The sequence below is a fragment of the Senegalia massiliensis genome (assembly GCF_900626135.1).
In the GTDB taxonomy this organism is placed as follows: Bacteria; Bacillota; Clostridia; order Tissierellales; family SIT17; genus Anaeromonas; species Anaeromonas massiliensis.
On the sequence record NZ_LR130786.1, the window covers coordinates 13,404 to 26,981 of the forward strand.

Consider the following 13,578-nt stretch of genomic DNA (forward strand, 5'->3'; position numbering starts at 1 on the left):
AATTTACCCTCACTTTAGATTTACTATTGTAACACCTGTTCCACCTTCTCCATATTTTCCAATTCTAAATGAATCAACAAGTTTATGATTTCTCAAATATTGCTTTATTCCTTCTCTTAATATACCAGTACCTTTTCCATGAATTATTGTAACTTGACTTAAACCAGACATATATACATCATCTAAATATTTATCAACTTCAAGCATTGCTTCTTCTACATTCTTACCTCTTAAATCTAATTCGGTCTTTATAGATTTAGCTTTGGACTTTATCATTCCTCTAGTATTTTTTTCTGATTTTTGTTCAACATTATCTTTTGTCTTTTCAATATTATTTAAATTTACATTTATTTTCATGATACCAGCTTGTACAGTAAGATTTCCATCTTTATCTGGCTCCGTAAGTACAGTGGCTATTTGATTTAAATTTAATAACTTTACACTGTCTCCAGATTTTATATTTTTAGGTGGCGCATTTGTAGACTTACCTAATATATTTTCTGTAAGTCCTTCACTTACATTATCTAAATTAGTTTTTAATTTATTTTGGGCTTCTTGTATTTTTTTGTTTTTCTCTTTTTCTATGTCAGTAGATAAATTTCTAAGTTCTTTTATTATATTACTGGATTCTTCTTTAGCTTTTTCAAGTATTTCTCTAGCCTCAATTTTTGCTTCTCTTAAAGTTTCTTTTCTAATTTTATCTATTTTTGATCGTTTTTCCTCTAATTCATTTTTAAGTCTCTCAATTTCTTTTCTTTGTCTCTCTGACTTTTGTTTGTTCTCTTCACTAATTTTCCTATCAACTTCTATTTGAGATAAAACATCTTCAAATTGTATATTTTCTTTTGATAATATCTCTCTAGATTTATCTATTATATCATCACTTAATCCAAGTCTTTTAGATATCTCAAATGCATTAGATTTTCCAGGTATTCCTATAAGAAGTTTATAAGTAGGCCTTAAAGATTTAACATCAAATTCAACAGATGCATTTTCTATTCCATCAGTTGATAATGCATATAATTTTAGTTCACTATAATGAGTTGTAGCTATAGTTTTTACATTTTTAGTATTTAAATATTCTAATATTGACATTGCAAGTGCTGCTCCTTCTGTAGGATCGGTACCTGCACCGAGCTCATCAAAAAGAATCAAACTGTTTTGTTCTACCTCTTCTATTATTTTTACTATATTAGTCATATGAGATGAAAATGTACTTAAACTTTGTTCTATACTTTGTTCATCACCTATATCTGCAAATACATTATTAAATACTGCCATTTTACTATTTTGATCACAAGGTATATGAAGTCCTGATTGACACATTAATGTAAGTAAACCTACTGTTTTTAAAGTTACTGTTTTACCTCCAGTATTTGGACCAGTTATTATAAGTGTATGAAAATCATCACCAACATAAATATCATTTGCCACAACTTCATCTTTTGGTATCAATGGATGTCTAGATTTTTTTAAAAATATATCTCCATTTGTATTCAATAGTGGTTTTGTAGCATTCATATCCAATGCTAACTTTCCTTTAGCAAAAATAAAATCAATCATTGATAATATTTTTTGGTTTTGAATTAATTCACCACTTATAGATGCCACTTCTTCACTTAAGTTCTTTAATATTCTTTCAATTTCTCGTTTTTCTTCAATTTTTAATTCTTTTAATTCATTATTTAAATTTACAATAGCCATTGGCTCAATAAATAAAGTTGCACCACTTGCAGATTGATCATGTACTAATCCTTTAAAATTAGATCTATTTTCTTGCTTTACTGGAACAACATATCTTTCATTTCTAATTGTTATAATATTGTCTTGCAATAATTTTTTCTCTTTTGATGAGTTAATTATAGAATTTAACTTGCTTTTTATAGAAGAATTTTTAGATTCTATTCTTCTTCTTATACTTCTCAAATTTGAACTTGCATTATCAGAAATTTCTTCTTCACTTATTATTATTCTTTCAATTTCTTGTTCTAAATCTTTGTTTATTACTAAATTATAGATATTTCCTTCAAGTATAGGATAACTTGAATCATTATCTTCTCTATCACTTTTAATAAAAGTTTTTAAATTTCTAGCTGCTCTTAGACTATCACCTACTTGAAGTAACGAAGATGGATAAAGAACCCCGCCTTTTTCAGCTCTTATTACACTATCTTTAATATCATATATACCTCCTAAAGGAGGGTTTCCTCGCCTTAACATAATATTTAAAGCTTCTTCTGTTTCATCTTGTGAGTTTTTTACTTCAATATAATCCTTCATAGGAAATAATTCATCTACTATTTTTTTTCCTAAAGATGACTCTGCTTTCTTTTTGAGTTTATCTTTTATTTTAAAATATTCTAATGTATTTAAGGATTTTCCATTTATAATATTCAAATTATTGTACACCTCTCTATGTTACTTTTAATCTATTCGTCTCTATTCATCTTCCTTACTTCTATAATAAGGTTATTTAAAGTAATATTTAATCTATCTATTTCTGATTTAATCTCATAAATTTTTTTGTCAATATATTGGGGTCTTCCATCTTCTTTATATATACCGAGATCTTTTCTCCTTACATGTCCCTCAGTCTTCTTTAATATTACACTAAATTTTCCAGATGCTTCTATTGTAGCTTTTTCTACTTCTTTTTCATCATCTACACCAAATATTCTCAATTCTTGCCTTAAATTATATATATTAAATTTTTCTTTTCTCATATTTTCTTTTAATATTTTTCCATCTTTTATAAGATATCTTGGTCTACCTTCAATTACTTTTGCAACCTTTCTAGATTTATAAGCAACTACAGCCAAAACAACCTCCAGGGCAGCTATTGTAACTAAAACTAATATACCATCATGAAAAGGTATTTTACGTTCTAATGCTACTGCACTCATTATATGACCAATACCAGTCATTAATACAAAATCAAAAGCGCCTAATTCACCTATAGATCTTTTTCCCATAAGTCTTACAGTTAATAAAGCTAAAAAGTAAACACCAATTGCACGTGCCAAATATATTGGATCTTCTACTAAATGTTTATGCATATTTATTCCTCCAGTTTAGATATTAATATATATTCTAAACTTTGGAATAAAATTTATTCTTTATTTATTTATCATATTCGTTTTTTAATTCTTCTAGCTCTTTTTTTATCTTTATTAATTCTACTTGATTTTCAAATAACTTGTTTTGTAATCCATTTATCATTTTTTCACTTTCTTCTAATTCTTTTTCTTTTAATTGTAGAGAATCTTTAAGATCTTTAGCCAATATAGAATTCTTATCATTTTCTTTTTTTACATTATATAGTTCTTCCCTAACTTCATCTCTTTCAGATTTTAACTTCTTAGATTCAATATTTAACTCTGAATTTTCATTTTTAATTCTATCTAACTCTTCAAGGGGTTCTTTAATTTCTTCTTTTAGGTCCTCTAAATCAAGTTTAACCTTATAGTATTCATCAGTTATAGTAAATGCAGTAAGTATTGCTGCCATTGATTGACTAAATTTGTTATTCTTATTTATAATTTCTTTCATCTTTGAATCTATATAGTTAGCAATATGGTTAATATACTCTTCAGACTCTTCTCCTATTACAGTATAATCTTGTCCATTTATTTTTACTATGACTTTTCTTTTTTCAGCCATAACATCCTCTCCTCTTTCATCGTTTATATATTTATTATATAGCTTATATCAATAAATTTAAAGGGTATGGTTTAAACCATACCCTTTAAATTTATTTTCTCAAACTTGCATCAAGTTTATCAATCAATTTTTTTACTATTTTTTGATGAACTTCTGAAACCTCTTCATCTTTTAATGTTTTTTTGCTAGATCTATAAACAATAGAGTATGCTACACTTTTTTTATTTTCTGGTATTTGATCTCCTCTATATATATCAAATAAATTTATTTCTTCAACTAAATCTCCTGAATTTTCTTTTACTATATCTTCTATTTGTTTCACTAAAACTTCCTCATCAACTACTAATGCTATATCTCTAGTGATAGATGGATATTTAGGTAATTCCTTATATTCTCTATCTAATTTAGTTAAATAAGTTAAAATATCTAAATCAATTTCAGTTATATAAGTTCTCTGTTTTAATCCATAATTATTCATAACATCTGGATGAACTTCCCCCATCACTCCTAAAACATGATCTCCCTTCATTATACTAGCACATCTACCGGGATGAAATGTATTATTATTTTCTTCTACAAAATATTCTACATCTTCAATACCAAGTAATGAAAATAGATTATTTAATATACCTTTTAAATAAAAGAAATCTGACGCACCATACATTCCTATAGTTAAATTCTTTATTTCTTGTGGAAGACTTTTTGAATCAATACTTTTTGGTATGAAGATATTGCCAATTTCATAGCTCCAAGCTTTATTTACTCCATATTTATAATTTCTAGCCAATACTTCCAATGTATTTGGAATAAGGGTAGTTCTCATAACACTAAAATCATCACCTAATGGATTTTTAATTTTTACACTTCTTCTTTTTACACTATCTTCTGGCAAATTAATTTTATCATAAGCTTTAGGACTTATAAATGAGTATGTTGTTATTTCATTTATACCTATACCTGTGAGTGAGTTTTTTATATAATCTTCTATTTCTCTTTTTAAACTCTTACCACCTTTAGTTAATACTCCTACGAGTGGTTTAGATTCAATATTATGAAATCCATATATTCTCCCTATTTCTTCTACTAAATCTGTTTCCATTGTTATATCACTTCTAAAAGTAGGAATAGTTGTAACAATATAATCATCTTTTTTAAATGATTTAAGTTCTAAATCATTTAAAATCTTAATCATATCATTAGTATCTAAATTTATTCCTAGCATATCATTTACTTTATTTGGTCTTAATTCAATATTTATTTCATCTGATTTGTTTGGATATATATCAATATTACCCTCTACAATATCTCCAGCACCAATCATCTCTATTAGTTGACATACTCTATTAGCTGCTTTATCTGAAATATTTGCATCTAAATCTTTTTCATATTTTGCTGAAGCATCAGTTCTTATTCCTAATCCCTTTGCAGTAAGTCTTATATTTCTGCCATCAAAATTTGCAGATTCTATAAGTATATTTTTTGTATTAGAATATACTTCTGTATTTTCTCCACCCATTACACCTGCTACTGCAATTGGTTTCTCTACATCTGATATAACTAACATATCTTCTGAAAGTTTTCTTTCTACTGAATCTAATGTAGTTATTTTTTCATCATTTTTTGCATTTCTAACAATTATTTTATCACCATTTATTTTATCTAAATCAAATGCATGTATTGGTTGACCTAACTCAAGCATAACATAATTTGTTATGTCTACTATATTATTTATAGGTCTAATATTTGATTCAACTAATTTCCTTTGTAACCACATAGGAGAAGATTTTACTTTTACATTTTTTACAACTTTAGCATAATATCTATTACATAAATTTTCATTTTTTATTTCAATATTACTTATCAAATTTTTTATATTATCTACCTGATTTTGTATAATAATTTCAGGATATTTTAACTTTCTAGAAAAAGTAGCCGCTGTTTCACGTGCCATACCTATAATACTTAAACAATCTGATCTATTAGGAGTTATCTCAAAGTCTATAACTTCACCTTCAAGTTCTAAAGCTTTTCTTATATCTTCCCCTAAGGTAAACTCTTCATCTAAAATATATATGCCATCTTTTAATTCTTTTGGAATTAAATCCTCTTTTATACCAAGTTCATTAGCTGAACAAAGCATTCCTTTTGATGTTTCTCCTCTTAATTTACCTTTTTTAATTTTTGTACCATCTGGTAGTCTTGCTCCAACTAATGCTACTGGAACATAATCATTTTCTCTTATATTAGTAGCTCCAGTAACTATTTGTAAAATATCTTCTCCAATATCAATCTTAGTTATAACAAGTTTATCAGCATTAGGATGAGGTTTTATTTCTAAAATTTTACCTACCACTACTTTTTTTACACCTTTATCTACTTGTTCAATTGAATCAACATGTGAACCACTCATTGTAAGTTTTTCTGCTAGTTCTCTTGTTTCAATATCTTCTATATCTATATATTCTCTTAGCCATTTAATCGGTATTAACATAATTTTCCTCCTTATTAAAATTGATTTAAAAATCTCATATCATTTTCAAATAATAGTCTAATATTATTTATATTATATTTAACCATTGCAATTCTATCTACACCAAGTCCAAAGGCAAACCCACTATATTCATCTGGATCTAACCCACAATTTTTAAGTACCTGAGGATGAACCATTCCACAACCTAATAATTCCATACTCCATCCTGTACCATTACATGATTTACAGCCTTCTCCCATACATTCTAAACAAGAAACATCTACTTCAGCACTTGGCTCTGTAAAAGGAAAATAATGTGGTCTAAATCTAGTTTTCATTCCTTCTCCAAATAACTCTTTTATAAACATATCTATTGTATGCTTTAAATTTGCCATTGTGATATTTTTATCTATAACTAAACCTTCCAGTTGGTGAAACATTGGTGAATGTGTATCATCTACATCATCAAATCTAAAAGTCCTACCTGCTGATATTATTTTTAAAGGTGGTTTTTTTTCTTTCATAGCTCTAATTTGAACTGGAGAAGTATGTGTTCTAAGTAATATATCATCTGTTATATAAAATGTATCAGTTATATCTCTTGAAGGATGATTTTCAGGAGAATTCAAAGCATCAAAATTATTACTTACAGTTTCAACTTCTGGACCTTCAACTATTTCAAATCCCATATTCAAAAATACATTTTCTAAATTCTCTATTGTTTGCATTAAAGGATGTCTATGTCCTAAATTTAGATTTTTACCTGGCAAAGTAATATCTAACTTTTCTTTTTTAAATTTTTCTTTTTTTCTCTCATTTTCTAAAGTTAATTTTATATCTTTAATTTTATTTTCTAATTCTTCTCTTACCTCATTAACAACCTTACCAATTATAGGTCTTTCTTCTTTAGATAAAGAACCCATACCTCTTAATATCTTAGTAAGCTCTCCTTTTTTTCCTAAATACTTAACTCTAAATTTATCTAAATCAGATAAATTCTTAATCATATTTAATTCTTTTATAGCAATACTTCTTAAATCTTTAATTTTTTCTCTCATTAAAATACTCCTTTCTTTTTTACATAAAATAAAAACCTTCATCTCAAAGAGACGAAGGTTATCCGCGGTACCACTCTTATAGCTATAAAAATATAGCCACTCAAAATTTTAACAGCAAAGCTGGCATAGATCTACTTTTTTCAATCTAGCAGTTCAGAAGTGAACTTCAATATCATCACATATAAGAATATTTGCAGCCAAGATATTCTCTCTCTGTATATGTATCAAATATTTACTCTCTTCATCATAACTTTTAAATATTAATTTATCGATAAGTTCTTATACATAAGATATGCATTTACAGATCCCGTAAGTTCAAAAATATGCCAAAACAATTGAGCATATGCCATTTGCTTACACCCCTTTAATGCTATTTAATTAAATTATAGCACTCAATTAATATAAATACAAGGAGTATACAAGCATAAAATATAAATTTTCTAAATATTTTTTCTTTGTCTTAATACTTCATACATAATTATAGATGAAGCCATAGCAACATTCAATGATTCTGAATTCCCAATCATAGGTATAATTATATTTTCATCACTTAAGTTATATATATCATTTCCTACTCCATTTCCTTCATTTCCTATAATAACTGCTATATTTTTTTTAAAATCAACATCATAGCAATATTTAGATTCATTTAATGTAGTAGCAAAAATTTTTATATCTTTTTCTTTTAACTTTAAAATTGTTTCTTTTATATCTTCTACATGAATTATAGGAATATGAAATAAGGAACCCATTGTGGAACGTAAAACTTTTTGATTATAAACATCAACTGAACCTTTACTTATAATTATACCTGTAGCTCCTAAAGCATCTGCACTTCTTATTATAGTACCCATATTGCCTGGATCTTGTAGTCTATCTAATATTATTATGAAATCTTTCTCAGTGAATATATCTTCTATACTATAATTTTTCATTTTTATAACTGCTAGTATTCCTTGAGGAGTTTCTGTATCCGATACGTCATTAAATAAAGATTCATTAACTTTATATGTTTTATATCTTCCATCTATAAAATCAAGTAATTCTTTACCCATTTGAACATCAAATAATTTATCAGAGTATAAAATATATTCTATATCTTCTTTTGATCTTATAGCATCTTCAACTATTCTAATCCCCTCTATAAAATAAAGCCCTCTTTTTATTCTATTCTTTTTTTTATTTAAACTTCTAACTTCTTTTATGATTTTATTGGATGAACTTTCTATCTCCATATTGTCACCTATTTTTCTAATGTTTTTAAATCTTTATTATGACCAATTACAATTAAAACATCACCTTTATCAATTTTATCATCGGCATAAGGTGTAATATTTATCTCTTCACCATGTCTAATTGCAATAACATTTATTCCATATTTACTTGGTAATTTTAATTGGTTCAATGTTTTTTCTTCCCAATCTTTTAGAGCAGTTACTTCAACAATACTATAATCAGGTGCAAATTCAATATGATCTAATATATTAGAAGATACTAAGCTCCTAGCAACTCTACTTCCCATATCTCTTTCAGGGAATACTACTTTATCTGCTCCTGTCTTTTCTAATACTTTAGCATGAAGTGCATTCTGTGCTTTAGCTATTACAAATTTTATCCCTAATTCTTTTGCCATTAATGTTGCCATTATAGATGCCTGTAAATCCGAACCTATAGTAACTACTGCAACATCAAAATTTCTTACTCCTAGGGACTTAAGTGAGTTTTCATCTATAGCATCTGCTTGAACTGCATAAGTTACTTTATCTGATATTTCCTGTACTTTTTCTTCATTTTTATCTATAGCTAATACATCATAACCTAAATTATAAAGTGTAACAGCAACACTTGTACCAAAACTTCCACAACCTATTACCACAAATTGTTTCATATAAAAACCTCCTATCCTACAGTAATTCTTTCTTTTGGATATCTATATAATCCTTTTTTCTCTTTTCTTCTCTTAGCAAATGCAAATGCCATTGTAAGTGGTCCAAGTCTTCCAATAAACATTGTTATTGCAATTATTACTCTTCCAATATCTGATAAATACGGAGTAAGCCCTCTAGAGAGACCTACTGTACCAAATGCTGATACAGTTTCAAAAGTAATATCTAAAAAACTATATCTTTCTAAATTAGTTTCTGTTAAGGACAATATCATTGTAACTACTATTACTATAAGCAGTCCTATTCCAAGAACTGCAAGAGCCCTAAATATAATTTCTACAGGAATTCTTCTTGCAAATATTTTAACATCACTATCTCCTCTAACAACTGAAATAATAGCTAGTATTACAACTCCTATTGTTGTAGTTTTTATACCACCTGCAGTAGAACCTGGTGATCCTCCTATAAACATAAGTATTATTATCATAAAAGCAGTAGCATTTGTAACTCCCGCCATACTTACACTATTAAAACCTGCTGTTCTAGGAAGTACTGAATGGAAGAACGAAGCCATTACTTTTGAGCCAAATGATAAATTTCCAATAGTTTCAGGATTATTATATTCTACAGCTAAGAATATTACAAATCCTATTAATAAAAGAGCTAAAGTCATAGCTAAAACTACTTTTGTATGTAATAATAATTTTCTAAATTGCCTTGTAGAAGACATATCAAGATAGACTGAATATCCTATACCACCTAATATAACAAGTAAACTTATAGTCCCATTTATAATAGGACTAGTAACGTAAGATTCTAAACTATTACCTATAATATCAAACCCTGCATTACAATAAGCTGATATAGCATGAAATACAGAATACCATAACCCTTTGCCAATACCATATTCAGGTATGAATTTAAAAGATAATAATACAGTTCCTATACCTTCTATCACAAAAGTAGATATTATAATATAACGTGTAAGCTTAACAACTCCTGAAAGTGAAAATTGATTAAGCTCTTCTTGCATTATAAGTCTATCCTTAAGTGTTATCTTTTTTCCTATAAGTAATGGCACTAAAGTTGCCATGGTCATAAATCCTAATCCTCCAATTTGTATTAAAAGAAGAATTACAACTTTACCAAATAGTGACCAATGGGCTGCAGTATTAACCACTACAAGTCCAGTAACAGATACAGCTGAAGTAGCAGTAAAAAATGCATCTATAAATCCAATACTTTTCCCACTAGCAGAAGCCATAGGCAAATTAAGTAATGTTGCTCCTATAAATATTAAAGCAGCAAATCCTAAAACTAATACTTGAGCAGGATTAGATTTTAATTCATTAACTCTATTTTTAAGTTCTATTTTAATCATCCCCTAAAATCATCTATTAACAATTAATTTCCATTATATCATTTTAAGTTTAAGAGTAAAAGTAACAAAATGTATTATAGCCTAAAAAAATCAAAAATAAAAGCTCCGCTAATGGGAACTTTTATCTTATATATTTTCTTTTGCTGTTTCTACTAATGATTTAAATCCTTCAGGATCATAAATTGCCATTTCAGAAAGCATTTTTCTATTTATATCTATATTAGATTTCTTTAATCCATTTATAAATTTACTGTAAGATAAACCATTCATTCTTGCAGCAGCATTTATTCTTGTAATCCAAAGTTTTCTAAAATCTCTCTTTCTTAATTTACGTCCGATATATGCTGATCTAAGAGCTCTCATAACTGCTTGATTTGCAGGTTTGAATAATCTGCTTTTTGCCCCATAATATCCTTTTGCAAGTTTTAATACTTTTTTATGTTTCTTTTTAGCATTCATTGCTTTTTTAACTCTTGCCATTCTAAAAACCTCCTTTTAACTATCCTCTTCTATTTGTATGGTAATAATTTTTCAATTCTTTTTTGATCACTATTATCCATTATTTTTTCTTTTCTTAATTGTCTTTTTCTTTTTGCAGATTTTTTACCTAAGATATGACTTGTATAGTTACTCCATCTTTTTATCTTACCTTTACCTGTTTTCTTAAATCTTTTAGCTGCTCCTCTATGAGTTTTCATTTTTGGCATACTATTTCCTCCTCTCGATTATGACTCTTTTGGAGATAAAAACATTACCATATTTCTACCTTCCATTTTAGCTTTTTTATCTATAACTCCTACCTCAGAAGTCAATTCAGCAAATTGTCCAAGTACTTCTCTTCCAATTTCTGTATGTCCAAGCTCTCTTCCTCTAAATCTAACTGTAACTTTTACTTTATCTCCGTTTTCAAGAAATTTAACCGCTTTACTACTTTTAACATTAAGGTCATGTTCTTCTATTCTTGGTGTAAGTCTTATTTCTTTTATGTTAATAGTTTTCTGATTTTTCTTAGCTTCTTTTTCTTTTTTAGCTTGTTCATATTTGTACTTACCGTAGTCCATTACTCTACAAACTGGCGGCTTAGCATTTGGAGCTACTTTTACAAGATCTAGCTTCCTGTCATAAGCAATAGCTTGAGCTTTTTTAACAGGAACAACTCCTACTTGATCACCATTGGAATCAATAAGTCTTACTTCTCTGTCTCTAATTTGCTCGTTAATTTGAAGTTCTTTAATATCAAGGCACCTCCTATTTAATTTAAACACATAAAAAAAGCGAGTTCTTTGAACTCCGCTTTCTCATAAATAGAAAAAAACATAAATATCCCTAAATGTTTTTTGTTCTATTAACCTAATAAGCTTAAAGCCATAAGGTGAGAAGCGGAAACTTCTGCTTTGTTTTCTATTACATTATATGTGATTAATTTTAAAATGTCAAGAGATTTATAAAAATATACTTCTATATAATACCATTATCTATAGTTAATTATTTCTAATATTACAATACTAATTGGTTAAACTATTATTACAAAATTATATAAAGGCGGAGATAACTTGAAAAATAAATTATTTAAAATATGTTTAGTCTCTTTAATAATAATTTCTTTCATCTTATTATATGATACACTTTCTAGATCGATAAATATTTCAAACCTTAAAATAGGTGAAAGAATTTTCATATGGCTCGTAACTGGTTCTATGTTTTTCTATTATAAAAAATCAAATGGGGATAGACAATTAGTTATGGCTTCTATAAACTCTGATAAAAAATCAGATGATAATTTTTCTAAGAAAAATAGACCAAATGTTTCTTTTAAAGATGTTGCAGGTTTAGAAGAAGTAAAAGAAGAAATGCAAGAGATTATTGATTTTATAAACGATTCGGAAAAATTTCATAAAATGGGAGCTAAAATCCCAAATGGAATCTTGTTTCATGGACCTCCAGGAACTGGAAAAACTCTTCTTGCTAAAGCAGTTGCCGGCGAAACAAATTCAACTTTTTTATACTCAAGTGGTTCAGAATTTGTTGAAAAATACGTAGGGGTAGGAGCAAAAAGAATAAGGGGACTTTTTGAAAAAGCTAGAAAAGATTCTCCTGCAATAATATTCATAGATGAAATTGATGCTATAGGATGTAAAAGGAATATGGATAGTAATAATGAAAAAGACCAAACTCTAAACCAGCTGTTAGTGGAAATGGACGGATTTAGTGATAAATCTACAGTCATAATAATAGGAGCAACAAATAGACTAGATTTATTAGATGAAGCACTACTTAGACCCGGTAGATTTGATAGACATATATATATAGGAAATCCAAATTTGAAAGCAAGAGAAGATATTTTTAATGTTCATATTAAAAATAAACCAATTGATAAGTCTGTAAATATTGGCGATTTATCAAGAAAAACTCATGGATTTACAGGTGCTCAACTTGCGAGTATTGCTAATGAAGCTGCTATAATTGCAGTGAGAAACAAAAAGAAAAAAATAGATAATATCGATTTTAATGCAGCAATAGAAAGAGTAGTAGCTGGACTGGAAGTAAAGCATCCTACTGTCTTAAAAAAGGAAAAAAATATAGTAGCACATCATGAAGCTGGCCATGCAATTGTAGGAAAGCTATTAAATTCAGATATGATACAAAAAATTTCTATAGTTCCTAGAGGAGAAGCCCTAGGTTATGTTTTAAATTTTCCAGATGAAGAAAGATATTTACTTACTCAACAAGAGTTATATAATAAAATAATAGTATTATTAGCAGGAAGAGCCGCAGAAAAAATTTGTTTCGATGAAGTAACTACAGGTGCTCAAAACGACTTAAAAAAAGCTACTAAATTAGCTAATAATATGGTGTGTAATTATGGAATGAGTTCCTTAGGTAATATATCAATTGATGAAACTCACATAAGATACTCTATTGATACTATTAATACTGAGGTTAAAACAATAATGGAAGATTGTTATTCTAAAGCACTAGATATAATAAGAAACAATGAACATATTTTAAAAGAAGTTGCAAATTATCTTTTAGAAAAAGAAACTATGGATAAAGAACAATTAGATATACTTTTAAATAAAAAAGATAATTTAAGTAAAACAGCTAATTAAAGACACCCTAAGG

The 13,578-nt window shown here is 27.6% G+C and carries 12 protein-coding genes and 2 other annotated features; of the genes, 1 reads left to right on the top strand and 11 read right to left on the bottom strand.

The genetic code is table 11. From position 1 onward, the window contains the following. Positions 1-9: 9 nt before the first annotated feature. From E0D94_RS09940 to infC, 11 genes are all read right to left on the bottom strand, one after another. On the bottom strand, positions 10-2,388 hold the full coding sequence (locus E0D94_RS09940; RefSeq protein ID WP_130808219.1) for an endonuclease MutS2: 2,379 nt from the start codon (positions 2,386-2,388) through the stop codon (positions 10-12). A 41-nt stretch (positions 2,389-2,429) separates the two neighbouring features. After that, complete coding sequence (locus tag E0D94_RS09945; protein ID WP_130807414.1) at positions 2,430-3,056, bottom strand: DUF421 domain-containing protein; 627 nt, start codon at positions 3,054-3,056, stop codon at positions 2,430-2,432. Between the two features lie 64 nt (positions 3,057-3,120). After that, a complete protein-coding gene (locus E0D94_RS09950; RefSeq protein ID WP_130807415.1) occupies positions 3,121-3,660 on the bottom strand; it encodes a cell division protein ZapA in 540 nt (179 codons plus the stop codon). 91 nt (positions 3,661-3,751) lie between these two features. Beyond that, positions 3,752-6,151 carry a phenylalanine--tRNA ligase subunit beta gene (gene pheT / locus E0D94_RS09955; protein ID WP_130807416.1) on the bottom strand — a complete coding sequence of 800 codons (2,400 nt, stop codon included), beginning with the start codon at positions 6,149-6,151 and terminating at the stop codon, positions 3,752-3,754. Positions 6,152-6,165: 14 nt separating this feature from the next. Then, positions 6,166-7,188: a phenylalanine--tRNA ligase subunit alpha gene (gene pheS / locus E0D94_RS09960; RefSeq protein ID WP_130807417.1), complete on the bottom strand. Its 1,023-nt coding sequence runs from the start codon at positions 7,186-7,188 to the stop codon at positions 6,166-6,168. A gap of 44 nt (positions 7,189-7,232) precedes the next feature. Then, positions 7,233-7,445: a binding site (T-box leader), on the bottom strand. A gap of 183 nt (positions 7,446-7,628) precedes the next feature. Beyond that, complete coding sequence (gene rlmB / locus E0D94_RS09970) at positions 7,629-8,423, bottom strand: 23S rRNA (guanosine(2251)-2'-O)-methyltransferase RlmB (protein WP_130807419.1); 795 nt, start codon at positions 8,421-8,423, stop codon at positions 7,629-7,631. Positions 8,424-8,431: 8 nt separating this feature from the next. Then, positions 8,432-9,076: a potassium channel family protein gene (locus E0D94_RS09975; RefSeq protein WP_130807420.1), complete on the bottom strand. Its 645-nt coding sequence runs from the start codon at positions 9,074-9,076 to the stop codon at positions 8,432-8,434. An 11-nt stretch (positions 9,077-9,087) separates the two neighbouring features. Continuing rightward, positions 9,088-10,455, bottom strand: a complete 1,368-nt coding sequence (locus E0D94_RS09980) for a TrkH family potassium uptake protein (RefSeq protein ID WP_130807421.1) — start codon at positions 10,453-10,455, stop codon at positions 9,088-9,090. Positions 10,456-10,581: 126 nt separating this feature from the next. Further along, a complete protein-coding gene (gene rplT, locus E0D94_RS09985; protein ID WP_130807422.1) occupies positions 10,582-10,935 on the bottom strand; it encodes a 50S ribosomal protein L20 in 354 nt (117 codons plus the stop codon). 29 nt (positions 10,936-10,964) lie between these two features. Next, positions 10,965-11,162 (bottom strand): 50S ribosomal protein L35, encoded by a 198-nt coding sequence (rpmI, locus tag E0D94_RS09990; protein WP_130807423.1) that lies wholly within the window; start codon positions 11,160-11,162, stop codon positions 10,965-10,967. An 18-nt stretch (positions 11,163-11,180) separates the two neighbouring features. Then, positions 11,181-11,720: a translation initiation factor IF-3 gene (gene infC / locus E0D94_RS09995; protein WP_130807424.1), complete on the bottom strand. Its 540-nt coding sequence runs from the start codon at positions 11,718-11,720 to the stop codon at positions 11,181-11,183. Further along, positions 11,716-11,856, bottom strand: a sequence feature (ribosomal protein L20 leader region). Its footprint overlaps the gene before it by 5 nt. A gap of 296 nt (positions 11,857-12,152) precedes the next feature. On the opposite strand from infC, the gene E0D94_RS10000 reads away from it, so the two are divergent. Then, the gene (locus tag E0D94_RS10000; RefSeq protein ID WP_207289744.1) at positions 12,153-13,565 is read left to right on the top strand and encodes an ATP-dependent metallopeptidase FtsH/Yme1/Tma family protein; all 1,413 of its coding nucleotides are present in this window, start codon (positions 12,153-12,155) and stop codon (positions 13,563-13,565) included. Positions 13,566-13,578: the final 13 nt, after the last annotated feature.

What these genes read in the sequence shown, in the direction of transcription:
- pheS (WP_130807417.1), bottom strand. Translation starts at nt 7,188, where the DNA reads ATGAGAGAAAAAATTAAAGATTTAAGAAGTATTGCTATAAAAGAATTA.
- rplT (WP_130807422.1), bottom strand. Translation starts at nt 10,935, where the DNA reads ATGGCAAGAGTTAAAAAAGCAATGAATGCTAAAAAGAAACATAAAAAA.
- E0D94_RS09975 (WP_130807420.1), bottom strand. Translation starts at nt 9,076, where the DNA reads ATGAAACAATTTGTGGTAATAGGTTGTGGAAGTTTTGGTACAAGTGTT.
- E0D94_RS09945 (WP_130807414.1), bottom strand. Translation starts at nt 3,056, where the DNA reads ATGCATAAACATTTAGTAGAAGATCCAATATATTTGGCACGTGCAATT.
- E0D94_RS09980 (WP_130807421.1), bottom strand. Translation starts at nt 10,455, where the DNA reads ATGATTAAAATAGAACTTAAAAATAGAGTTAATGAATTAAAATCTAAT.
- rpmI (WP_130807423.1), bottom strand. Translation starts at nt 11,162, where the DNA reads ATGCCAAAAATGAAAACTCATAGAGGAGCAGCTAAAAGATTTAAGAAA.
- rlmB (WP_130807419.1), bottom strand. Translation starts at nt 8,423, where the DNA reads ATGGAGATAGAAAGTTCATCCAATAAAATCATAAAAGAAGTTAGAAGT.
- E0D94_RS10000 (WP_207289744.1), top strand. Translation starts at nt 12,153, where the DNA reads ATGTTTTTCTATTATAAAAAATCAAATGGGGATAGACAATTAGTTATG.
- E0D94_RS09950 (WP_130807415.1), bottom strand. Translation starts at nt 3,660, where the DNA reads ATGGCTGAAAAAAGAAAAGTCATAGTAAAAATAAATGGACAAGATTAT.
- pheT (WP_130807416.1), bottom strand. Translation starts at nt 6,151, where the DNA reads ATGTTAATACCGATTAAATGGCTAAGAGAATATATAGATATAGAAGAT.